This window comes from Arthrobacter sp. 05L428 (genome assembly GCF_056397665.1).
The window spans coordinates 184,449-205,685 of the sequence record NZ_JBFTNW010000004.1 but is presented as its reverse complement, the minus strand read 5'-3'; the positions used below and the strand labels follow the sequence as shown (position 1 = coordinate 205,685).

At 66.1% G+C, this 21,237-nt stretch carries 21 protein-coding genes; 10 read left to right on the top strand and 11 right to left on the bottom strand.

The window, feature by feature from the left end:
* Positions 1 to 31: 31 nt before the first annotated feature.
* Positions 32 to 1,966: an ATP-binding protein gene (locus AC1DH3_RS10790; protein WP_476909294.1), complete on the bottom strand. Its 1,935-nt coding sequence runs from the start codon at positions 1,964 to 1,966 to the stop codon at positions 32 to 34.
* Between the two features lie 146 nt (positions 1,967 to 2,112).
* The gene (locus tag AC1DH3_RS10785) at positions 2,113 to 2,544 is read right to left on the bottom strand and encodes a DUF7793 family protein (protein ID WP_441416726.1); all 432 of its coding nucleotides are present in this window, start codon (positions 2,542 to 2,544) and stop codon (positions 2,113 to 2,115) included.
* 196 nt (positions 2,545 to 2,740) lie between these two features.
* Between AC1DH3_RS10785 and AC1DH3_RS10780 the strand changes: the two genes are divergently transcribed.
* The 3 genes from AC1DH3_RS10780 to AC1DH3_RS10770 all read left to right on the top strand — a co-directional run bounded on the left by AC1DH3_RS10780 (position 2,741) and on the right by AC1DH3_RS10770 (position 6,222).
* The gene (locus tag AC1DH3_RS10780; RefSeq protein ID WP_476909293.1) at positions 2,741 to 3,769 is read left to right on the top strand and encodes a DUF6454 family protein; all 1,029 of its coding nucleotides are present in this window, start codon (positions 2,741 to 2,743) and stop codon (positions 3,767 to 3,769) included.
* A 28-nt stretch (positions 3,770 to 3,797) separates the two neighbouring features.
* Complete coding sequence (locus AC1DH3_RS10775; protein WP_476909292.1) at positions 3,798 to 5,519, top strand: phospholipase C; 1,722 nt, start codon at positions 3,798 to 3,800, stop codon at positions 5,517 to 5,519.
* 133 nt (positions 5,520 to 5,652) lie between these two features.
* On the top strand, positions 5,653 to 6,222 hold the full coding sequence (locus AC1DH3_RS10770) for a hypothetical protein (protein WP_476909291.1): 570 nt from the start codon (positions 5,653 to 5,655) through the stop codon (positions 6,220 to 6,222).
* A 30-nt stretch (positions 6,223 to 6,252) separates the two neighbouring features.
* Here the strand turns inward: AC1DH3_RS10770 and AC1DH3_RS10765 are convergent, their stop codons facing one another.
* From AC1DH3_RS10765 to AC1DH3_RS10755, 3 genes are all read right to left on the bottom strand, one after another.
* Positions 6,253 to 6,633 carry a hypothetical protein gene (locus AC1DH3_RS10765; protein ID WP_476909290.1) on the bottom strand — a complete coding sequence of 127 codons (381 nt, stop codon included), beginning with the start codon at positions 6,631 to 6,633 and terminating at the stop codon, positions 6,253 to 6,255.
* Positions 6,634 to 6,707: 74 nt separating this feature from the next.
* Complete coding sequence (locus AC1DH3_RS10760; protein WP_441416721.1) at positions 6,708 to 7,058, bottom strand: DUF3846 domain-containing protein; 351 nt, start codon at positions 7,056 to 7,058, stop codon at positions 6,708 to 6,710.
* Positions 7,059 to 7,224: 166 nt separating this feature from the next.
* Entirely contained in the window at positions 7,225 to 8,568 is a 1,344-nt protein-coding gene (locus AC1DH3_RS10755; protein WP_476909289.1) for an MFS transporter, read from the bottom strand.
* Between the two features lie 265 nt (positions 8,569 to 8,833).
* Here AC1DH3_RS10755 and AC1DH3_RS10750 point away from each other — a divergent pair, with 265 nt between their 5' ends.
* From AC1DH3_RS10750 to AC1DH3_RS10735, 4 genes are all read left to right on the top strand, one after another.
* On the top strand, positions 8,834 to 9,415 hold the full coding sequence (locus AC1DH3_RS10750; RefSeq protein WP_476909288.1) for a PadR family transcriptional regulator: 582 nt from the start codon (positions 8,834 to 8,836) through the stop codon (positions 9,413 to 9,415).
* Between the two features lie 153 nt (positions 9,416 to 9,568).
* The gene (locus AC1DH3_RS10745) at positions 9,569 to 10,666 is read left to right on the top strand and encodes an aromatic ring-hydroxylating oxygenase subunit alpha (protein WP_476891972.1); all 1,098 of its coding nucleotides are present in this window, start codon (positions 9,569 to 9,571) and stop codon (positions 10,664 to 10,666) included.
* Positions 10,667 to 10,726: 60 nt separating this feature from the next.
* Positions 10,727 to 11,731, top strand: a complete 1,005-nt coding sequence (locus AC1DH3_RS10740; protein WP_476909287.1) for a PDR/VanB family oxidoreductase — start codon at positions 10,727 to 10,729, stop codon at positions 11,729 to 11,731.
* Between the two features lie 115 nt (positions 11,732 to 11,846).
* Positions 11,847 to 12,788 (top strand): alpha/beta fold hydrolase, encoded by a 942-nt coding sequence (locus AC1DH3_RS10735; protein ID WP_476909286.1) that lies wholly within the window; start codon positions 11,847 to 11,849, stop codon positions 12,786 to 12,788.
* Here AC1DH3_RS10735 and AC1DH3_RS10730 read toward each other — a convergent pair.
* Complete coding sequence (locus AC1DH3_RS10730) at positions 12,764 to 13,213, bottom strand: RDD family protein (protein ID WP_476909285.1); 450 nt, start codon at positions 13,211 to 13,213, stop codon at positions 12,764 to 12,766. The genes AC1DH3_RS10735 and AC1DH3_RS10730 overlap by 25 nt on opposite strands.
* A 394-nt stretch (positions 13,214 to 13,607) precedes the next feature.
* Between AC1DH3_RS10730 and AC1DH3_RS10725 the strand changes: the two genes are divergently transcribed.
* Positions 13,608 to 13,811, top strand: a complete 204-nt coding sequence (locus AC1DH3_RS10725; protein WP_476891969.1) for a hypothetical protein — start codon at positions 13,608 to 13,610, stop codon at positions 13,809 to 13,811.
* Positions 13,812 to 13,904: 93 nt separating this feature from the next.
* Here the strand turns inward: AC1DH3_RS10725 and AC1DH3_RS10720 are convergent, their stop codons facing one another.
* The 5 genes from AC1DH3_RS10720 to AC1DH3_RS10700 form a co-directional block, all read right to left on the bottom strand.
* Positions 13,905 to 15,026 carry an NAD(P)/FAD-dependent oxidoreductase gene (locus AC1DH3_RS10720; protein WP_476909284.1) on the bottom strand — a complete coding sequence of 374 codons (1,122 nt, stop codon included), beginning with the start codon at positions 15,024 to 15,026 and terminating at the stop codon, positions 13,905 to 13,907.
* Between the two features lie 72 nt (positions 15,027 to 15,098).
* A complete protein-coding gene (locus AC1DH3_RS10715; protein ID WP_476909283.1) occupies positions 15,099 to 16,139 on the bottom strand; it encodes a Gfo/Idh/MocA family protein in 1,041 nt (346 codons plus the stop codon).
* The gene (locus AC1DH3_RS10710; protein WP_476909282.1) at positions 16,139 to 16,918 is read right to left on the bottom strand and encodes an amino acid ABC transporter ATP-binding protein; all 780 of its coding nucleotides are present in this window, start codon (positions 16,916 to 16,918) and stop codon (positions 16,139 to 16,141) included. The genes AC1DH3_RS10715 and AC1DH3_RS10710 overlap by 1 nt, the downstream gene beginning before the upstream one ends.
* A complete protein-coding gene (locus tag AC1DH3_RS10705) occupies positions 16,915 to 17,703 on the bottom strand; it encodes an amino acid ABC transporter permease (RefSeq protein ID WP_175323740.1) in 789 nt (262 codons plus the stop codon). Before AC1DH3_RS10705 ends, AC1DH3_RS10710 begins: the two co-directional genes overlap by 4 nt.
* A 107-nt stretch (positions 17,704 to 17,810) precedes the next feature.
* Positions 17,811 to 18,698 (bottom strand): ABC transporter substrate-binding protein, encoded by an 888-nt coding sequence (locus AC1DH3_RS10700; protein WP_441416711.1) that lies wholly within the window; start codon positions 18,696 to 18,698, stop codon positions 17,811 to 17,813.
* 172 nt (positions 18,699 to 18,870) lie between these two features.
* On the opposite strand from AC1DH3_RS10700, the gene AC1DH3_RS10695 reads away from it, so the two are divergent.
* Positions 18,871 to 19,941: a LacI family DNA-binding transcriptional regulator gene (locus AC1DH3_RS10695; RefSeq protein ID WP_441416710.1), complete on the top strand. Its 1,071-nt coding sequence runs from the start codon at positions 18,871 to 18,873 to the stop codon at positions 19,939 to 19,941.
* A gap of 908 nt (positions 19,942 to 20,849) precedes the next feature.
* Positions 20,850 to 21,197, top strand: coding sequence for a cupin domain-containing protein (locus AC1DH3_RS10690; RefSeq protein WP_476909281.1), 348 nt, complete (start codon positions 20,850 to 20,852; stop codon positions 21,195 to 21,197).
* Positions 21,198 to 21,237: the final 40 nt, after the last annotated feature.

The following is a 21,237-nucleotide window of genomic DNA, read 5'->3' as shown; positions in this document are numbered from 1 at the left end:
CCAAAGGAGTGTCAATGGGTGGCCGTGCGCCTCACCCCAGGAACGTCCGGTGGATGTCGCTGCCGTAGCGGCCGATGATGTCCCGCTTGGCTCTCCTGAAAGCTTCGAGGTCTCCGGCGTGGCCGTGCTGCTCCACGCGGCGCCGGGCTAGCTCGTCCGCGATCACGTCCAGGAAGAGTTCGGCCAACAAAAGGCGCGCCGAATCGCGGAAGCGTCCGCGGCCGTCAACGTACAGCTGGACCGTGGGCGCAGCGGTATTGATGATGACCTTCCGTTCGTCCACGCTGTAGACGGCACGGTCGGCACTGTTGTGCAGGCTGCGAAACTCGTAGCCGGTGAAGAGGTCGACGCCGTGGTCCCGGCTCGGGCGGCGGGCCTCCGGGTGCGCCGCCGGCTGCACCGGCGCATCGGCGGGCACCGCATGATGCGGGGGCTGGTCGGCACTGCGGTGCGAGGCGTGTTCGGCGATGACGATTTCGCACAACGCCCAGTAGTCGCCGGCCCGGACGGTCACCTGGCCCCGTTCGTCCGGCCGCTCCCCCGTCACGGTCCATTCGAGCCGCCGCGCCTCCCCCAGCGCGCCGACGGCGATCGGGACAGGTTCCGGTTCGATCCGCAGCGTGCCGGGCAGGTCCACCTCGAACGTGAGCATTCCGTCGGGCAACCGGGCCGGATCCAGCAGCAGGGAAACACGGAACGGATGCCCCGGCGGACGGTAGTAGAAGGGGGTGGTGAAGCGCAACGCCGCGGGCCGCTCCCCCGCAGGGAAGCCGCCACCGGGCGCCGGGGAGGTTTCCAGCCCCAGGTCGACGACGGCGGCCTCGTTCATGTGCTGCAGCAGGTGCTCGATCATTTCGGCGGTGCGCCCGGAGGTGGTGGCGCGCTCAAGATGCGTGAGCTTTTCCTTCTCGGCCTGCACGGCGCCGGCGATCATCCGGCTGACCGCCTCGGAAAACGCCGCCACAAAGGGGTCCCGGGGGTTCAGTCCCTCGCGTTCGTCGCTGATGATCGCCCGGCCGCGGCCCAGCATCCCGGTCAGCGCGTCACAGGATACGACGCCGAAGAGGTATTCGGTGCCCACCTGGTTTTCGAACGCGAACAGCTGGCAATCCAGTGCGGCCATCCCGGACAGAACGACGAGGCCGTTGGTGCGCTCGTCTCCCTTGAGTGTCAGCTCGGTCCCTGTGGCACGTTTCAACGTCAGGGTGAACGGATACGCCCGGCCTTCAAAGCTGACGCTTCCGCCCTGCTCCGGGCCGAGCAGCAGGTCCGCCGGCGGCTCCTGGAACCTTACCGGCTCGCTTCTGTGCTCGCCCGATCCGGGCTGGCCGTGCTCCAGCTCCACGCTGCGCCGGCCCAGCACCGCACGCAGGTAGAAGTTGTCGGACAGGGACTGCAGCAGGGTGCTGTACTGGGTGATCCGGACGCGGGGATTGTCGACGACGATGCTCACCCGGGTGCCGCTGGCAGCCGGTGCTTCGTCGATCCCCAGCCGGGCGTAGTCGGCCGGGAACGCGCGGCGGTCCTCGCCGCCGTCGTCGTAGAGGTAGCCGCCGTTCTCGCCACGGAAGACGTCGATCCGGGTGAAGCGGCCGCCCTGGATGGTCTCGATCCAACCGTGGCCCAGGCCGAAGATCGCTTGCTTGAGGCCGCGGCCGAAGTAGCCGCGGCCATCACCCTCGCCGCGCGCGAGCGGGCTGTGCGCGCCGCCGTAGCTGAGGATCCGGCCGGCCTGATCGAAGGACATCCCTTCCGCCTGGTCGCTGACCATCAGCACGGCCCCGGTGAGGTGCCGCTCGTACCGGACATGGATCCGGCCACTGACGTGGGTGCCGGCCTTTTCGAGCCGCGCGTAGCTGTCGTCACTGTTGGTAATCAGCTCCACGAGCGCTTTCTCCACCGAGGCGAAGCGCCGAGAGTCGATCCCGATCACGCGCTGGTCCACTTGGATTTCGGCAACCGTCATGCTGATTCCCTCGCTCACAACTGAAGTTGTTGCTGGCCGTTCCTCAACCCGTAGCCGCAGGTCCGGCCCGATACGTGGAGCGTAGCAGTTCCGGGCTATTTGGCGCGGGTGTGCGAAATCGAGGCAGCGGCGAGGGCGGTCGGCTGCTAGTGCGAGGCGGGCCTGGGAACCGAGGCTTCCAGGTCGTCCGTCCCAAGTTCTGCCGGGCTCTCGATAAAGCCGCTCAGCCACGCGACGGCGTCGGGCCGAGAGGTGAAGAATTCGTGAGGGTATTTTGTGTCCCGGCTCGTGGCAGCGGCCACGACGCGGTCGACAGCGCTGGAGCCAAGGACCGCAATGGCGAGAACGTCGACAGACTTGGCGAACTCGTACCGGGCGGCGGCGCTGATTTCCACGTCAGTCATGACGGAGAGCATCGGCATCTGCCGGCCCTGGCTGATCAACTCGGTGGCCCGCATGGCATCCCGGGCGTCACCGACGTCGACAAACGAGCCGGGGGCCCAGACGGACTCGATGATGCCGTCGCTGATGCGGAGGGAATTCTTCCCGTTCGCGGCGCGGATTGGTTCTGGCATCATCTGGCCAATTCTAGGCGCGCTCAGTCCGCTCGCGTGGACAACACGGCGCAGAAGAGTGCCTCCATCCTCGACCGTTTGCCGGCAAAGCGGCCGCCATGGGGGAAGCCGGCTGTTTACCAGCCCTCCATCAAGGGTTCATTACCGATAAGTAACTTGGGGTGGTCCTGTTGAGAACCATCCATTGAGAGGCTCCCCCATGAGCGCGACTCGAACCCGAGGCATCCTCACGGCCGCCGCAGCCTTCGTCCTGGCGGCGTCCGCAATCGGCGGCACGGCGGCAGCCCAGGCCGCCGGCACCAACGATCGGCCCAACGCAAACAGCGCCGGTTCCGGCAGCCACCGCGAAACGGACAGCGCGCTGGCCGAGGCCTTTAACGGCGTCGACCGCAGCACGAACTGGCAGCAGACCGGCAAGCTGAAGCTGAAGTTTCCGACGTACCACACGGAAGGAATCGCTTTCAGCCAGGAGCACATCTTCCTCTCGGCCGTGCAGATCATCGAGCCGACCACAAAGTTCCCGTCCCCGCAGGGAGGATTCGACCGCACGGCGGGCAAGGGCGTCGGCCACCTGTTCGTCATGGACAAGGCCGGGAATCTGCAGAAGGACATCATCCTGGGCGAGGGCGACATGTACCACCCCGGCGGCATCGACTTCGACGGCGCCAACGTCTGGGTCCCTGTTGCCCAGTACCGGCCCAGCAGCGGCGCCATCATCTACCGGGTGGACGCAAAAACCCTCGACGTGCACAAGCAGTTCGAGGTGAAAGACCACTTCGGCGGCATCGTCATGGACAAGCAGACCGGCCACCTCGTGGGCAACACCTGGGGATCGCGGCGCTTCGCCGAATGGGACCTGCGCGGCAGGCAGCTCTCCACCTGGCAGAACCCGAACTACTTCATCGACTACCAGGACTGCCAGTACGTGCCGACCTCGAAGATGCTTTGTGGCGGCATCACCAACCTCCCGCAGGCCCCCGGAGCTGGCGGCCCCGGCGGCACCTACGAACTCGGCGGGATGGCCATGATCGATCTCAAGTCCCGCAGCGTGACCCGCGACGTCCCGTTCCAGCAGTGGTCCACCGCCGGGCACGTGGCAACCCGCAACCCGTTCAAAATGACCGCCGACGGGAACCACCTCACCTTGAAGCTGGCCCCGGACAACGGTGACGAAGGCAACGGCACCGAGATCCTCACCTACGAAGCCACCGTCGCCCCCGCCAAGTAGCGCGCCCAACGCCTTGGAAAAGAAACGATTGGATACCCCCTTGCAGCACTTCTCCCCTAACCGCTTCACCCGTAAACGCTTCGTTGCCGCCACGAGCGCCACCGCTCTGGCGGCATCGGCGCTGGCCGCCGGCCTGATCGGCGTTGGCGTGGGCCCGGCATCCGCCGGCGAAAAACACGAAGGAACCGCAACGCCGATCAAGCATGTGGTGGTGATCTTCCAGGAAAACGTCTCGTTCGACCACTACTTCGCCACCTATCCGAAGGCCGCCAACATTCCCGGTGAAACCCAGCAGGGCACCGGCACCAAGGCGGCTGCGTTCACCGCGGCCAAGAACACGCCGAAGAAGATCAACACGCTCGCCACCGCGGGCCTGCTGGCTCCGGACAACCCGAACGCCGCGCAGCCGGCCCGGCTTTCGCCCATGCAGGCCGTCACCTGCGACCAGGACCACAACTACGGCGCCGAGCAGAAGGCCTACAACGGCGGCGCGATGGACAAATTCGTTGAGTACACCAGCCGGGACTCCTGCGGTACCAACCAGTACGGCCGCCCCGGGTTGACGATGGACTACTACGACGGAAACACCGTCACGGGCATCTGGAACTACGCCCAGAACTACGCTATGAGCGACAACCACTTCAGCACCGTATTCGGGCCCTCCACCCCGGGCGCGCTCAACCTGGTCTCCGGCCAGACCCACGGGGCCACCGAATACACTGCTGCCGGGCAGCCCGTGGCCACGCCGGCGGGCGGCAGCAGCACTGTCCGCCAGCCAGACGCGAACGGCGTTGGCACGGTCATCAACGACCCGGACCCGGTCTATGACGATTGCTCGAACAACAGCCACGCCAAGGCTGGCAACCTGGCCGGCATGAACGGCAAGAACATCGGCGACCTGCTCAGCGCAAAGGGCACGTCCTGGGGCTGGTTCCAGGGCGGCTTCACACCGACCACGCCCGCGACCGGAACCACCCCGGCGTCGTGCCTGTCCAGCCACACGAACGCCGCCGGCGCCAGCGTCGTTGACTACTCCCCCCACCACCAGCCGTTCCAGTACTACGCGTCCACCGCCAACCCGCACCACGTGGCGCCGGCGTCGGACGCAGAGATCGGCCACAACGGCAGGGCCAACCACCAGTACGACCTCACCGATTTCAACAAGGTGGTCAATACCGACAACATGCCGGCCGTCTCCTTCCTGAAGGCGGGGATGTACCAGGACGGCCACGCCGCCTACTCCGACCCGGTCGACGAGCAGAAGTTCATCACCAACACCGTCAACCAGATCCAGAAGTCCAAGAACTGGGAGAACACGGCCGTGGTGCTCGCCTACGACGACTCGGACGGCTGGTACGACCACGTCGCCGCCAAGGTGAAGAACTCTTCCAACAGTGCCGACGACGCCGCGTGGTGCCAGAGCGCCGCGGCCAGCGGCATCCCGATGGCCGGCGGTTATGCCGACCGCTGCGGCCCGGGCCCGCGCCAGCCGCTGGTCGTTATTTCCCCCTTTGCGAAAAAGAACTTCGTGGACCACACCGAGACTGACCAGGCCTCGATCCTGCGTTTCATCGAGGACAACTGGCACACCGGCCGGATCGGCGACGCCTCCGCCGACGCCACCGCCGGCTCGGTGAATGGCATGTTCAACTTCAACAAGCAGCGCACCGGCAAGGTGCTGCTCGACGAACAGACCGGCGCGGTTGCGTCGATCACCAACAACGACGGCGACCCCAGCCGCCGGAGGTAACACGCGCCGCGACCTGCCGAAGGCGGGCGGCCATCCAGAGACGCCACCCGGCGATGGCCGGGTGGCGTCTCTGTGCTGGCTCATGGAAGCGCAATACCCGCCTCCAGGAATCAAACACCCTAGGATCTTCGACATGGAGACCTTCCTCTGGCCAGGCTGCGCGTCCGATCCCCAAGGTGAACCCAAGGTCGCCGTGCTTGTCCCGGGGGCGGGCTACAAAGTCGAATCTCCCCTGCTGTTCTGGCCCGCGGAGCAGCTGAAGGACCGCGGATGGCAAGTTCACGGAATCCGCTGGACCGAGGACGACGAGCCCGGCGATGATCCCCGCGGCTTCGCCGCCCGGGCGGTCGAACAAGCGTTCGCCGCGGCCCCGCGCGCCGCCGAACGGCTCATCGTGGCCAAATCATTTGGAACCCTCGCTATTCCTTGGGCAGAAGAGGCTCAAGTACCGGGTGTTTGGCTTACGCCTATCCTCACGGATGAGGTGATTCGGAGAACGCTTACCGGCACTCGGAAACGTGATCTGCTGATCGGCGGCTCCAAAGACAAGCTATGGGTTATCGACGGCTTATCCGAGACTGCAGGCACGTTCGTCGAAATCCCGGGTGCCGACCACTCCCTGCAAATTCCGAACGATTGGCGCGCTTCCTTGTCGGCCCAAGTCCAGGCGTTCACTGCTGTCGAGAGCTTTCTGGCCGGCTAAGGCCGACGCCCTGGCCCAGCCCCGCGCAGCTCAGCCCAGGGCTACCAGGAACGCCAGGCCGGCCAGCACAAGGGACACCGGGACCATGACACGCCGTTCGTCCTTGCTCTTTGAGGCAAGGTTGGGCAGGACGCTGAACAGCAAATAGGCCGCGATCACCCACATTGCCACCACCGCAATGGAGGGCGCCGGCAGGACCGAAATCAATTCCGCCCGGTCCAGGGCAACCAGCGCAAAGGCAGCGTAAACGACGATCGACACGGCACTTCCGACGCGGAGCCGCGCCGGAAGCACCGCGCGTTGGCCGCCCCAGCCAAACCGGCCGAGCGGCAGCCCGACGATCAGCAGCAACTGAAACACGGCAAGTGCGCCGAGCACTGCACAGAACGCGAGGGGGATTTCCGGCACCATGAGCTGAAGACTAGCGGGCTGGACGGAGCGGCCGTGGTTACGGCGCGACCGTCAGCCGCGCTGCCGGTCCCTGCTCAGGCGATCAGCCGGGTGTCAAAGAACTCTTCCGCGAGCCGGATCAGGTGCTCAGGGACGTCGGCGTCCTCGCCATGGCCACCATGGCCGAGGATCACGGCGGTGCCCCGCGCGACGCCGGCAAGGTCCAGGCCGCAGTCGTTCATCAGTTGGGCGGCGCGCAGGTTCGCCGGGAGCTGGGTAATCACGCCTTCGGCGTTGAGGTAGACGTGCCAGTTTCCGCGGCTGACTCTTTCAAGGTCTCCGCCCACCAGCCCTTGTAGGGTTCGCTGGTCGGTTTCGATGGTTTCCACCCGGACAGGTTCGCTGATCCGGGCCGGGATTATCAGTGCTGTATATCTCTTAGTCATTTTAGGTCCGCTGTTAATAACAACGGCGTAGTTCGCCGTGTTCCCGGGGGCTGGAGGCAGCCCCGCCGCCCCGGGAGACCCTCAAAACGCAGGCGGACGACGGCGGGAGCTTCCCGCCGTCGTCCGCTTGCGTGGGCTGCCGGCAACCGCGCCGGCCGAATTCCGGTCAGACGGACAGCGGGACTTCCTCCGCCACGTCGTCCTGCGCAACCGGCTCCTGCCGCGCCGGGCGCATCGCCGCTACGGCGCCGCCCGCCACGAGAACCACGGCGCCGACGCCCATGTACAGCATGGAAGCTGTCCAGTGCGCGTCCAGCAGGGCGCCGGTGATGAGCGGGGCGACGATGGCGCCGACGCGGCCGATTCCGATCGCCCAGCCGACGCCGGTGCTCCGGACGGACGCGCCGTACAGGGCGGGGGTGATGGTGTACATGCCGGCGATGCAGCCGTTGATCAGCATGCCGACGACGCCGCCCGCGACGAACGCCAGGGCGAGGATGCCGGCGGTGGAGATGAACATCACCATGGTGGCGGCCGAGAGGACCGCAAACGCGATCATCACCTTGCGGCTGTTCCAGCGGATGGTGAGCAGGCCGTAGAGCAGGGAACCGAAGGTGCCGCCCAGGGTGAGCATGAGGCCGCCGATCACGCCCTGACTCTCGGTCATGCCGGCGGTGACGAGCAGTCGCGGCGTCCAGCTGTTCACGAAGTAGAACCCGAACATGGTGGCAAAGAAGGCCAGCCAGACGAGCCAGGTGGAGCGGCGGTTGCCGGCGGTGAAGAGTTCGGAAAGCTTGTTCCTGTGCTGCGCCACTGCGGCGGGCGCGGGGATCTGGGTCAGTTCGGGCTGGCCGATCTTGCGTGCAATCTTGTTGAGGCGATCCAGGACGTTGCGCGGGCGACGGCTGGTCAGGAAGTCCACCGATTCAGGCAGCAGGACCGCCAGCAGGACCAGGACGACGCCGGTGCAAATGCCGCCGAACACGAAGACCGAGCGCCAGCCGAAGTTTGCCTGGAGGGAGACCGCGGCGGCGCCGCCCAGCGTCGCGCCGATGCCGTAGCCGGCCGTGTAGATGCTGATGGCCAGCCCGCGCCAACGTTTGGAGGAGTATTCGCTGGCGATCACGTTGGTGCAGGCCAGGATGCCGCCGATGCCCAGGCCCGTGACGACGCGCCAGATCCCCAACTCCACTGCCGAATGTGCAAGTGAGGCGAGCAGCATGCCGGCGGTGGCAAGGCCAACGGAGACCAGGACCATGGGCCGGCGGCCGATGACGTCGGCGAACGGTGCAAGGCCCAGCGACCCGATGGCCATGCCGACCAGGCCGGAGCTCAGCAGGATGCCCAGCTCGGCCCCGCTGAGGCCGAACTCGCGCGTGACGCTGTTGGCCGTGAAAGCCATGGCCAGAACGTCGAAGCCGTCGAGGGCGTTAAGGATGATGCACAATCCGACGATCAGCCATTGGTACAGGGACATGCGGGACGCGTCGATGCGTTCTTGGAGTTGCATGAGACTACTTTCTGGAGGCCGCGGACAGTCCGGGCGGGTATAAAGTTGCGTGCCGAACGGCGGTTGTGCGCCTTCGGTGCCAAAGCCCGCCGCCGGGGATCGTCGTCGAACTCCCGGTAGCCGGACAACTATCTATACTGATAGCTAGATGTGGCGTGAGACACAGCCTAACTATGAACATAGTTAGTTGACAAGAGTTTTGATGAAGCAGGGCCCGTATGTCGCGATGCGGCCGGCGGGCCCGATTGAAAGGACCGGTGGCGAGGTGAGTCTGCGCTACGCCCTGCTTGCCCTGCTGACATCCCAGCCCCTGACGGGCTACGACGTGTTCAAGCAGTTCGAACAATCCGTCGGCTACGTCTGGCACGCTCCGGACTCGCAGATCTACCCGGAGCTCCGCCGCATGGAAAAGGACGGCCTGCTGCGCGGCGTCGAGGAAGCCTGGGGGAAGAAGGGCAAGAAGAAGCGCTACCACATCACCCCGGAGGGCGTTGAGGCCTTCCGCGCCTGGATCAACACCACCCTCGACTACACCCGCGAGCGGGACCCGATCCACCTCAAGGCGGCATACCTGGAGTGGGCCGAGCCGGCTGCCGCGCGGGCGCAGATGCAGGCGCACATCGCCTACCACTCCTCGCGCGCACAGCAGTGGCAGGAGATGATTGCCGCCCTGGAGGACCGGAGCAATCCCATCCTGGCAACCCGCCTGGAGGCGGCGCCTGAAGCCGATAGGGCCAAGATTGCCGGCTACAAGATCTTCACCTACGAGGGCATGATCGAGCGCGCCAACGCCGAAATCCAGTGGGCCAGGCGCGGCTTGGAACTGATCGACAAACTGGAATCCTGACCGGAGAACGGAAGGAAGCCGCAGGGCTTCCGGGCCTTTCGCATGCCCCGGCACGCCCGCCGTCGGAAATTCAGCCCTTGTCACTACCTATGAACATAGTTATGCTGTGACGCAGACCACTACCTATGTAGATAGATATAGCGAAGGAATGACATGACCGCGATGATGCAGTCCGTTAGTTCGACAACGAACAAGGTGCTGGGGTACCCGCTTAATGCCTGGTATGTAGCCGCCTGGGACCATGAAGTGACCCGGAAGCCGATGTCCCGGCGGATCGCGGACCGCCCGCTCGCCCTGTACCGCACGGAGGACGGCAAGGCCGTGGCGCTGGCGGACGCATGCTGGCACCGGCTGGCTCCGCTTTCCATGGGCAAGACGCTTGCCGGGGATGAGATCCAGTGCCCGTATCACGGCATCGTTTACAACTCCGCCGGCCGCTGTGTCTCGATGCCGGCGCAGGAAACCATCAACCCCAGCGCCACGGTCCCGTCCTTCCCGGTAATCGAAAGGTACCGGTATGTCTGGGTCTGGCTGGGCGATCCGACCCAGGCCGACCCCACATTGGTCCCGGACATGCACCAGATGAGCTCGGATGAATGGGCCGGCGACGGCGAGACCATCTTTGCCCCGTGCAACTTCCAATTGGTGCTGGATAACCTGATGGACCTCACCCACGAGGAGTTCGTCCATTCGTCCTCGATCGGGCAGGACGAACTGAGCGAGTCCGATTTTAAGGTGACCCAGGACGGCGACACCGTCACCGTGTCCCGCTGGATGCTCGACATCGACGCGCCGCCGTTCTGGCTCAAGAACATGCGCGACAAGTTCCCTGGCTTCGAGGGCAAGGTGGACCGCTGGCAGATCATCACCTTCCAGTCGCCGTCGACGATCAACATCGACGTCGGCGTCGCGAAGGCAGGCACCGGGGCGCCGGAAGGCGACCGCAGCCAGGGCGTGAATGGCTTCGTCATGAACACCATCTCCCCCGAAACCGCCAAGACCTGCCACTACTTCTGGGCTTTCATGCGCAACTACCGGCTGGAGAGCCAGCTGATCACCACCCAGCTTCGCAACGGCGTCCACGGCGTCTTCGGCGAGGACGAGGCCATGCTCAAGGCGCAGCAGGAGGCGATCGACGCGAACCCGGACTACGAGTTCTACAACCTCAACATCGACGCCGGCGGGATGTGGGTCCGCAGGCTGATCGAGCGCCAGCTCGCCGCCGAGGGCCGGCTCATTCCCACCGTCTGACCGACCCCAGACCCGTCCAGCCCGGACCCCTCCAGCCCAGCGAGAAGTTAGAAGAAAGTCATGGCCGCAAGCAACATCGAAGTCTGGCAGACCGGAACCGTCGTCGAGGCGGAGTCCGTCACCGCCGAAACCCGGCGCCTGGTCCTGTCCCAGTCTCTACCGAAGAAGGCGGAGCCCGGCTCGCATATCGACGTCATGGTCACGATCAACGGGGAACGCCACAAGCGCTCCTACTCCGTGGTGGATTCCAGCGAGGATGGCCGGCGCGTGGCCATCAGCGTCTTCCGGGCGCCGCAGTCCCGGGGCGGCTCGGTCTTCATGCAGGGCCTGGAAGTCGGGGACCAACTGGAGATCACCCAGCCGCTGCAGAACTTCCCGCTCCGGGTGGGCGCCCCGCGCTACCTGCTTCTGGCCGGGGGCATAGGGATCACCGCGATGGTCAACATGGCGCGGGTGCTGCGCAACATCAAGGCGGACTACACCCTGGTCTACGCCGGCCGCAGCCGCGCCGCCATGGCCTACCTGCCCCAGCTGGAAGCGCTGCACGGCGACGCGCTGCGGGTGCACGTGGATGACGAGGGCACGGCGCTGAAGGTCGATGAGTTGCTGGCCGGGGTGGATCCGGAGACGGAGCTCTACATGTGCGGACCGATCCGGCTCATGGACGCGGTGAAACGCGGCTGGGACACGCGCGGCCTGAGCGTGCCGAACCTGAGGTACGAGACCTTCGGCAACAGCGGGTGGTTCGACCCGGAGGAGTTCGTCGTCCGCGTCCCCCGGCTGGGCGTGGAGACGACCGTCGGTCCCGGCGAGTCCATGCTGGAAGCCCTCGAGGGCGCGGGAGTGGACATGATGTTCGATTGCCGCAAGGGCGAATGCGGACTCTGTGAAGTGCGGCTGCTGGGCCTGCAGGGCACCGTCGACCACCGCGACGTGTTCTACAGCGAGCGCCAGCAGCAGGCCGCGGCGAAGATGTGCTGCTGCGTCTCCCGGGCCGTCAGCTCGGAAACCGGAGCGCGGGCGGATGCAACAGGGGAACGCGCCGTCGTCACCATTGACGTCTGAGGTCACCCGGCGCCTGTTGCCTGCCGCCCATTCGATCGGTTCGATAGGCGCCGCGCGTCCGGTCCGGCACCAGCTCGGCTCCGAATCAACATGGAGACCGAAAGCAGAGGGGCCCATGCGCGTTAAGCAGGAAACGACTGCCGCCGAGGCAACAATGCTGCGGCGGCATGTCCTCCCGACGGAACTGGGTCCCTGCACTGTGCATGTCCAGTCGGGCCTCAAGCAACGAGGGCCGGCGTCGGCTACTGCGGACGTGTACCTTCACGGCGCCGCGGGATCCTGGACCACCTTCCAGCCCTTGCTCGCCGGAGTGCCGGACCGGGCGCGGGTGCTGATCGACCTGCCGGGCTGGGGTGGATCCACCGAAAATGCCCGGATGGAACACTTCAGCATCGATGCCGAGGGCCGGGCTGTCGCGGGGATCCTCGACTCGCTCGGGTACCGTCGGTGGAACCTGGTGGGGCACTCCATGGGAGGCTTCCTCGCGCTGCATATCGCCGCGGCCTGGCCCGAGCAGGCGGTCAGCGTCGCCGCCATTTCGGCTACCACCTTCGGTGTGTCCGAGGCGGCCTGGAACCCGCTGCGCGGCCTCGTCAGGCTCCCGGCGTTCGTGGGCATGCTCCTGCTCATGCGCACCCTGGCGGCCCTCGGCCCGGCCGGGTCAGCGCTGGTACGTGCGACCGGCAGGGCTCCCGTGATGCGGCCACTGATGTCCCCGTTTTTCGCAGCTCCCGCAGCCATCCCCGCAGGGGTTGTGCGCGGGCTTGGCGATGACGCCCGCCCGGCAAGCTTCTCCGCCGCCGCCCGGGCCGCGGCCCACTACGACTTGAACCGGTGGCGCAGCATCCGCTGCCCGGTGCTGGCGACCCGCGGGGACGTGGATGTCTTCACCCCGGAGTCCGATCTGCACCGTTTGGGCGAAGTGGTCCCGCACGCCCAACTGGTGACGATCCCGCGCTGCGGCCACTTCGCCACCTTCGAGCGCCCGCTGCAAGTAATGCGCCTGCTCGATGGTCTTTGGGGCCGCCGAATTCAACCCGCCCAGCGTTCCCAGTAGTCGTCCGCGGCCTGCAGGAAGCGCCTGCGCCGGATTCGTTCTCCGAGGAGGGGGTGGCTTTCCGGCCTGCCCAGCGGGCTGGACGCATTGCCACTCGGCGTGAAGCTGACGGCGATGACTGCGGCAACCACGAATATGGACAGGAAGGTCAGCGCTGTGAGGATCAGCCCGTAGGCCGACCGCGGCGGCTGGCCATGGCGGGTACGAAGCCGGAAGCCGCCAAGGTAGCTGCCCAGCGAAGTCCCGCGGGCATAGAGCGCCCAATTGACGGCCAACGAGGCAATGAGGACCAAAGCAAGCGGGATCCAGCGGCCGGGCGCGAGCAGGAACAACGTTACGGCCGGAGCCCAGACCAGGAGCGCATCGACAAGAAGTGCGAACAGCAGCGAAGGCCAGTCGACGATCGCTGGTTCGGGGGTATTCACGCAGTGATTCTTGCACGCGGCAATCGGTGGTCCGCCCATGCGACACCGGGTCCGATCAGATTTGTTCAACGCCACGCCAACCGTGCACCTGACGCCTGCGGCTGTGACCAGTCTCACCCGCAATAATCGCCCTCTGGCTTGAGCCGGCCACTCGGCGCTGTGCATCATGAAAAGGCAGGCAGGGGCTCGAATCCCCGCCCGCGCAGCCCCGAGGTTCGCTCCGACGCTCCGCGTCCGAATCGAATCAGGGGCACCATCCTGGTGGACGCAATGAGGCCAAACCGGTGAGCTCGCAGAGCTGCCCACGGTCTCAGGCGTTCCTGGTTTGGCCTACGGCGGCTCCGCATCGGTGCGGCAGCCGGACACCCGGATTCATGAATGGAAGCACTGAACAATGACGTTTGAAACTGCCAACACTGTCACCCACAAGCTCTGGGACCGCTCCACGATGCACCACGAACTGGACGCCCTGGTCCACGATCTCTCGGTCCGGCACAACACCGCGAAGTCCAACATCGCGGTCCACGCCAGCGGCCCGAACACGTTCACGCTCAGCCTGGACCACGGCGCGGCCAATCTGGACTCGGCCTCCGCCTAAGAACACAGCGCAGCACTAAACGACGACGACGACGGCGGGAGCTTCCCGCCGTCGTCGTCGCGTTTGCGAGCGGGCGGCACAGCCGCCCACCGGTCAGGAGAACCGGGCCGGCCGGAAGGTGGCGAGCATGGGGTGCTTCTTCCCGGTCATGATCTCGCCCGCGAGGAGTTCGCCGGCAATAAGGCCAAGCGTCGCCCCCGAGTGGGTGAAGGCCACGAAGCAACCTGGCACCTGGCCGAGTTCCCCAAGAACCGGTTCGCCGTCGCCCGGGATGGGCTTGTACCCGATCTTCCACGAGGCCGGCTTGAGCTCAGGATGGCCGGCGATCAGCTTGGACGCTTCATCGGCGAGTTCTTGAACCACGTCGTCGGAAATGCTGAAGGTACCGTCGGCATGTTCGCTGATGTGCTCTTCGTACCAGTCGTGGTCCAAGGCCAGGGCGTTTCCGGGATTTGGCCGCACGGCCGCCCGCGGGGTGTTCAGCACGGCCTTTAGTCCGTGATCCACTGGCTTGGTCAGAACCAGCATGGAGACCGGGGAAGCGTTGGGGATGTCAACGCCCAGGGGCGCGACGACTGCGGGCGTCGCGGCGCCGCACGCCACCAGGATGGCATCCGCTGCGTAAGTATCGCCAGCGGCCGTCTGCACGCCGCTGGCCCGCCCGGCGTCGACCGCGACGGAGACCTTGCCGGCGTTGAGCACCAGTTCCCCGCCCAGCTCGTGGAACTCCTCCATCAGAAACTCCACCAGTACAGGCAGGCTGACCCACCCCTCGCCGGGGTTGAAGATGGCACTCTCGGGCACGGCATCCGGGTCGACGCCGGGAACGGCTGAAGGGAGTTGTTCGGGCGCCAGCAGTTTGGAGTTGTAGCCGATGGACTCCTCGTAGTCATGGCGGGCGAGGGTGGCAGCCTGCTGTCCCGCGGCGTGCCACATGAGGCCGCCGCCGAACTGCAGCCAGTCCCGGTCCGGATCCGCAGCGAAGAGGGTTCGGTAGCGGTCCACGCCGGCGACCCGGAGTTGGTGGTACGGGGTGGAGCGTTCTCCGGCGGAGTTCAGCCAGGACAGCGAGCGGCCGGTGGCCTCGCTGGCCAGGCCGTGTTCGCTCAGCAGGACCACCGAGGCCCCTTCGCGGAGCAAGTGGACGGCGGTGGAGACGCCGAGGATACCGCCGCCGATGACGGCAACTCGTTTGGTTGAGGGCGTGGAGGACATGGGTCTCCCTTTCGTTCCGTAATGGGTGCTTGAAATTTCGCGCTGGCATTGCCCGGGCGGCGCGAGGTATGGCTAGGCGAAGGCGCGGAGGTTGTCGATAACCCTCAGGACCTCAAGTGACTCCTCGGGGTCGACCGGCAGCGGGCCCTCCCCTCGGAGCGCCGCGGCCAGCCGGGTATAGAACTCGGGGTAAGCGCCCGGCCGGGCAGGCACCGCCTCGGAGGTTCCGTCTACGCCGAGGACCCCCCAAGAGTCCTCGGGCTCCACGCCGTAGGCCGGATCCGACGGCAACATGCCGCCTGCCAGCGCGGGTTCCTGACTGTCCAGTCCCCACTTGGTGTACCCGGCCCTGGAGCCCAGAACGTGGAATCGCGGGCCGACCCGGGCCGCCATGCCGTTCATCCAGAGCCGTGAGCGGACTCCGGATTCGTGGAGCAGGGACACGAAGGCTTCGGTATCGGCGCCGTCTGGGTGTCCGTGGTTGGCGGTCTCCCCATAGCTCTCCGCGACGGGACCGAACAGCTGGACGGCTTGGTCGATCAGGTGGACGCCCAAGTCGTTGAGGATGCCGCCGCCGTCGGACGCCGCTGCAGTGTCCCGCCAGTTCCCGAAACCGTCCGGCCGCCACCACTCAAAGCGCGACTCGAAGCTGCGGACGTCGCCCAGCGCTCCTTTCCTAACCAGTTCCCGGAGCGTCAGGAAGTCGGCGTCCCAGCGCCGGTTCTGAAAGACCGTGAGCTGCACGCCGGCGTCGGCCGCCCGGGAGATGAGAGCTTCACCGTCGGCCGGGCTGGTGACGAATGGTTTGTCCACCACGAGGTGCAGGCCGCGGTCCATTGCCGTTGCGGCGAGGTCGTAGCGGGTTTGCGGAGGCGTCCCGAGAACAACCAGGTCCAGGCTTCCGGCGAGGGTGAACAGTGCCTCCGGCGTCGGCACGATCCGGGCGTGCGGGTAGAGCCTGGCCGCCTCCCCGGCACGGGCCGGATCCGCGGTGACAATGACGTCCAGAGAGTAGCCGGGATGAGCCGCGATCAGCGGCGCGTGGAAGACCTTGCCGGAGACACCGAAGCCGACGACGGCGGTACGGATGGGCTCCGCTGCGCCGCTGCCCATCACAGCACCTCCGAGAGGAACCGCTGGAGCCGTTCGCTCTGCGGGTTGTCGAAGAGCTGGGCGGGGGTGCCGGATTCGACGACTTCGCCTTCGTCCATAAAGACGACCTGATCGGCGACTTTGCGGGCGAACCCCATCTCGTGCGTGACCACCAACATGGTCATGCCGCGGCGGCCCAGTCCCGCCATGAGGTTCAGCACGCCCTTGACCAGTTCCGGATCCAGCGCGCTGGTGGCCTCGTCGAAGAGCATGACTTCCGGTTCCATGGCCAGGGCGCGGGCGATTGCGACGCGCTGCTGCTGACCGCCGGAGAGGTCCCGGGGACGGTGGTCGGCGCGCTCGGCGAGGCCCACTTCGGCGAGGCGGCGGCGGGCGCGTTCCCGCGCTTCGGCTTTCGGCATTCCCTTTACGCTCCACAGCGCCAGGGCGACGTTCTCAAGGGCGGTGTGGTCCGGAAAGAGGTTGAAGTGCTGGAAGACCATGCCGATGCGGGCCCGCAGGAGATCCGGTTTAACCTCCAGGGCGCTCTCACCGGCCAGGAGCACGTCCCCGCTTTTGGGTTCGTGCAGCCGGTTGACCCCGCGGAGCAGGGTGGACTTGCCGGAGCCGGAGGGCCCGATGATGCAGGTGGTGGTGCCCGGCGCAACGTTGAGGCTGACGTTCCGGAGCACCTCGATGTCCCCGTAGGCCATGGTCAGGTTTCTCAGTTCCAGGCTGGAACCGTGGAAGGTCTCAATGTCCGGCGCGGTATTGCTGGCGGTGTTGCTTGCGAGGCTCATGTGTTGCTCCCGGTGGTCAGCGGTGAGGCCGCGGCGAGTTCGTTGACTTCCTTGAGGCCGCTGCTGGGGGCGGCTGGGCGGCGTCGGCCGGTGCGGAAGCGGTTGTCGAAGTAGTTGACCAGGTGGGTCAGCGGGACCGTGACCACCAGGTAGAAGATCCCGGCCAGGACCAGCGGGGAGAGGTTGCCGGAGAGGACGGCGGCATCCTGGCCGACGCGGAACAGCTCCCGTTCGGAGACCAGCATGCCCAGGAAGTAGACCAGCGAGGAGTCCTTCACAATGGCGATGAACTGGTTGACCAAGGCGGGCAGGACCCGGCGGACACCCTGCGGGACAACCACCAGGGCCATCGATTTCGCGTAGCTCATGCCCAGCGCCCGGCAGGCTTCGCCCTGGCCTTTGTCCACGCTCTGGATACCGGCGCGGAAGATCTCGCCAATGTAGGCACTGGCAATCAGGCTCAGCGCGATGATTCCCAGGGGGTAGGGCGAGGGGCCGAATATCGACTGGCTGATGCGGGCGAATCCCTGGCCGATCAGCAGGATGGTCAGGATCGCCGGCAGCCCGCGGAACAGGTCCGTGTAGATCCGGGCCGGGACACGGAGCCAGGCGGACGGGGATATCCCCATCACGGCGACGACCATGCCGAGGGCGACACCGAGGATGGTGGCGGCGACGGAGATTATGAGGGTGTTGAGGAGGCCGACTCCCAGAAGCTGGGGCAGCACTTCGGCCATTGCGCCGAAGTCGAAAAAGGTGCGGGTGATGGTGCTTAACCAGTCCATGGTGTCTCTCAGACGTAGGTAGCTTGTGGATCCCGGGCGGGCCGCGTGGTGCGGCCCGCCCGGTCAGGTGGCAGCGGGGCGGCTGCCGGAGGTGTCCGCCGTGCGGCTTACTTGCTGGACGTGGGGCTCGGCGACGGGCTTGCCGCCTGCTCGGCCTTCGGCAGGTACTGCTTGGGCATCGGCGATCCCGGGAACCACTTCTGGTACAGCTTCTTCCAGGTGCCGTCCTCCATGGCGGCGGACAGTCCCTTGTTCAGCGCGTCCTTGAAGGCCGTCTTGCCCTTCGCCACGGCGAACCCGGCGGGGGCGTCGAAGGACGGGATGTCCGCCGCGCTGACCAGTCCGTATTTCTCTTCGTAGGCCTTGGCTGCCTCGTAGTCCAGGAAGTGGGCGTCCACGGATCCGCTGTTCACGGCAGAAATAGCGGTGTTGTTGTCCGGGAAGCGCACCAGGCTGGCCGAGGTGAAGTTCTTGACGGCGTAGGCCTCCTGGAGCGTTCCCTGCACGACCCCGAGGCGTTTTCCGGCGAGCGCGTCAGCGTTGGCGATGCCCGAGTTTTTGGTGGTGATGACGGTCAGGTAGCCCGCCAGGTAGCCGTCCGAGAAGTCGACGGTTTGCTTGCGCTTGTCCGTGATGCCGATCGCCGCGACGCCGGCGTCGAACTGGCCGTTGGCGACGGCGGCGAGCAGCCCGGAGAAGTCCTGACCGGTAAAGACGACCTTGTCGATACCGGCGCGGTGGGCGACATCCTTGAAGAGTTCGACGTCGAAGCCGGTGAAGTTCCCCTGCGCGTCGGCGAAGGTGTAGGGCTTGGAGTCACCGAGGCTGGCTACACGAATGGTGCCGGGCTCGATCAGACCGTAGGGGTTGTCCGCCGGCGACGACGAGGCGGAGGAGGCTCCGCCGCAGCCGGACAGTGCGAGAACCGCGGCAACAGCAGCGGCAATGAGCGCCCCGGGGCGCAGCTTGTTTCCTGTGTTCACAGCGTTTTCCAATCATGGGGTGGGGAGCGGGTAGGCGGGCAGTGTGCCCCGTAGTGGGTAAGGGCCGATGCGGGTCTTGCTGAGTCCGGTCTCAGTCCCTAGGATTGAGACCGGACTCACAACGATTGCTAGAAATGTAATCGAAGCCACATGGGGCGTCAAGGGTCCGCTACGAAAGGCCGTCATGAAGAGTGATGCTTCCCGGCGCCGCGACGTCACCGTCGCCGACGTCGCCCGGGCTGCCCAGGTGTCCAAGGCCCAGGCCGCCCGTGCCCTGGGCAACTACGGCGCCGTGAGCGAGGACGTGCGCGAGCGGGTGCTGGCCGCCGCCGAGGAGCTTGACTACCGGCCTAATGAGCTCGCCCGCAGCATGAACACGGGAAAGTCGCACACCATCGGGGTGGTGGTGGGCGACATCGAGAACCCCCATTTCGGCCTCGCCACCCGGGGCATTACGGATACCGCCAAGCGCAGCGGCTACAACGTCATCCTGATCAACACCGACGAGGACACAGCCGCGGAAATCGATGCCGTGAGGGTGCTGCTGGACAAGCGCGTGGACGGTTTGATCGTGGCGCCCGCGTCTTCGGTCGAGACGCAACACCTGCGGCGCGTTCACGAGTCGGGCCGTCCGCTGGTCCTGCTGGACCGCAAGGCGCCCGGGCTCGATGTCGACACCATCGCCGTCGACATGGAGGATATCTCCCATGAGTCCACGAGTTACCTGATCAATACCGGCCACCGCAGAATCGCCTTCATCTCCACGCTCCGGACGGACGAGCCGTACCGCGAGGGGATGCCGTTGGATTCGTCCCAGATTTCGGACCGGCGCGCCGGCCTGCAACGCGCGTTCGCGGACGCTGGCCTGCAGCCGCCGGATGATCTGATCCGCCTCAACGCCGGCGATGACGAGTCGATCCGCAAGATCACCCGCGAGCTGCTGCAACGCCCGGACCCGGCGACGGCGATCATCGCCTCCGACGGGTTGATCGGGCTGAGTGTGGTCGAGGCTATCCAGGAGCTCGGCCTGTCGATTCCGGAGGATGTTTCTTTCCTCATGTACGACGACTTCGCCTGGACGCGGCTCACCACGCCTCCACTTACGGTCATCGCGCAGCCAGTGTACGAGATGGGCGTAGCCGCAGCCGCGGCCCTGATCCGGCAGATGGAGGGCCGGAAGGCGCCTGCGGCCGCGCCGGTGTTTACGGCCGAGCTGATCCGCCGGGGCTCCGTCGCGGCACCGGCGCGCGGTTAGGCGACGACGTCGGGAGCCTCGCGCAGGCTGCCGCGCGTTGGCCAGTTCGCGCTCGTAGCGCCGCCGCTCCGGGGCTGAGCAGAAGATCATAAGGTCCCGCGGTTCGGCCCTGTCCGCGGTCCGGGTCACCGAGAGCACCGGCCGGCGCTGCCCGCCGGGACCCAGGATCTCGATCGAAAGCTCGGCAAGGTGGCGGTCGCGTTCCAGCTTTGGTCCGGCATGCGAACTTGGCCTACTTGGTATAGGTGTAGGTTCCAAGATGCAGTACGGTTGCGGTCGGGGTTTTGACTAAGGCCCAGTCAACAACCAGCGGGGCCCTGCCGTCGGCATAGTAGAAGGTGGCCTGCGCCCCGTCGAAGACGACTTTCCCTTCTGCTACGTGAGCGGCTTGCACGTCGTTCCCGTTGATCAACGTCCAGCTGGCGTCGTTCGCAATGGTCAGATGAAAGTTCTCTGATACGGCCCCTCCCCCCTTCCAATGTCCTTCCACGCCCTCGGGTACAAGGGGCGTCGGAGTTGGGGTGACCGGCGGTGGCGTGCTTGAGACTACCGATGACGCGCCGACATACGCCGTTGAACTGCTGGCGGGTACAGGCGAAGGTGCCCCACCGGCAGGGAAGCCCGCGAGAGTGCCACTGGTGAATAGCGCCGTAACTAACGTTCCCGCCAAGGCGAATCCGCCGGTTATCCATGCGGCCTTAGCCGCCGTGTCCCTTTGCGACTGGTCCATGTCGCCTCCTGGTCTCAGCCCCTGTGCCCAGACTGATCCGTGGGTCAACAATGTGTCAACACCCAGCAGGCGAACAGCCTCACGGTCGCATTCACATTCAGGTGAACTGCATCACATACTGGAACCCTGGCGGAAGCCCCGCCAAGAAGAAGGGCCAGTCGAGGGATGGGAGCAGAGCATGATGAGCCAGGACCACACGGCACCGGAGACCAAAGGTGTTAAGTCGGAGTTGCTTGCCACGGTTGACCTCGGCCACGAGATCGAGGGCATGGCAGGGCGCCAGCTTCGAATGCGGATGGTGACCATCGAGCCGGGCGGCGTCTTCGGTCCGGTTCACGACCACAAAGGCCGGCCTGGCCTCGTCTACATTCTGCAGGGAACGATCACCGACCACCGGAATGGAGTCGCTACGGACTACGGGCCGGGGGCAGGATGGCCCGAGGACAGGGAAACTCTTCACTGGCTGGAGAACAGAGGAACCGTTCCGGCGGTGGAGATCTCGGTCGACATCGTCAGCCAGGTGTAATCCCGCGTCCTTCACGACGAGACCCCAGCCAGCCGGCGGC

Excerpts from the sequence above, each read along its gene's own strand:
- AC1DH3_RS10790 (WP_476909294.1), bottom strand. The coding sequence starts at position 1,966 with ATGACGGTTGCCGAAATCCAAGTGGACCAGCGCGTGATCGGGATCGAC.
- AC1DH3_RS10785 (WP_441416726.1), bottom strand. The coding sequence starts at position 2,544 with ATGATGCCAGAACCAATCCGCGCCGCGAACGGGAAGAATTCCCTCCGC.
- AC1DH3_RS10780 (WP_476909293.1), top strand. The coding sequence starts at position 2,741 with ATGAGCGCGACTCGAACCCGAGGCATCCTCACGGCCGCCGCAGCCTTC.
- AC1DH3_RS10770 (WP_476909291.1), top strand. The coding sequence starts at position 5,653 with ATGGAGACCTTCCTCTGGCCAGGCTGCGCGTCCGATCCCCAAGGTGAA.
- AC1DH3_RS10765 (WP_476909290.1), bottom strand. The coding sequence starts at position 6,633 with ATGGTGCCGGAAATCCCCCTCGCGTTCTGTGCAGTGCTCGGCGCACTT.
- AC1DH3_RS10760 (WP_441416721.1), bottom strand. The coding sequence starts at position 7,058 with ATGACTAAGAGATATACAGCACTGATAATCCCGGCCCGGATCAGCGAA.
- AC1DH3_RS10755 (WP_476909289.1), bottom strand. The coding sequence starts at position 8,568 with ATGCAACTCCAAGAACGCATCGACGCGTCCCGCATGTCCCTGTACCAA.
- AC1DH3_RS10745 (WP_476891972.1), top strand. The coding sequence starts at position 9,569 with ATGACCGCGATGATGCAGTCCGTTAGTTCGACAACGAACAAGGTGCTG.
- AC1DH3_RS10740 (WP_476909287.1), top strand. The coding sequence starts at position 10,727 with ATGGCCGCAAGCAACATCGAAGTCTGGCAGACCGGAACCGTCGTCGAG.
- AC1DH3_RS10735 (WP_476909286.1), top strand. The coding sequence starts at position 11,847 with ATGCGCGTTAAGCAGGAAACGACTGCCGCCGAGGCAACAATGCTGCGG.
- AC1DH3_RS10725 (WP_476891969.1), top strand. The coding sequence starts at position 13,608 with ATGACGTTTGAAACTGCCAACACTGTCACCCACAAGCTCTGGGACCGC.
- AC1DH3_RS10720 (WP_476909284.1), bottom strand. The coding sequence starts at position 15,026 with ATGTCCTCCACGCCCTCAACCAAACGAGTTGCCGTCATCGGCGGCGGT.
- AC1DH3_RS10715 (WP_476909283.1), bottom strand. The coding sequence starts at position 16,139 with ATGGGCAGCGGCGCAGCGGAGCCCATCCGTACCGCCGTCGTCGGCTTC.
- AC1DH3_RS10710 (WP_476909282.1), bottom strand. The coding sequence starts at position 16,918 with ATGAGCCTCGCAAGCAACACCGCCAGCAATACCGCGCCGGACATTGAG.
- AC1DH3_RS10705 (WP_175323740.1), bottom strand. The coding sequence starts at position 17,703 with ATGGACTGGTTAAGCACCATCACCCGCACCTTTTTCGACTTCGGCGCA.
- AC1DH3_RS10695 (WP_441416710.1), top strand. The coding sequence starts at position 18,871 with ATGAAGAGTGATGCTTCCCGGCGCCGCGACGTCACCGTCGCCGACGTC.
- AC1DH3_RS10690 (WP_476909281.1), top strand. The coding sequence starts at position 20,850 with ATGATGAGCCAGGACCACACGGCACCGGAGACCAAAGGTGTTAAGTCG.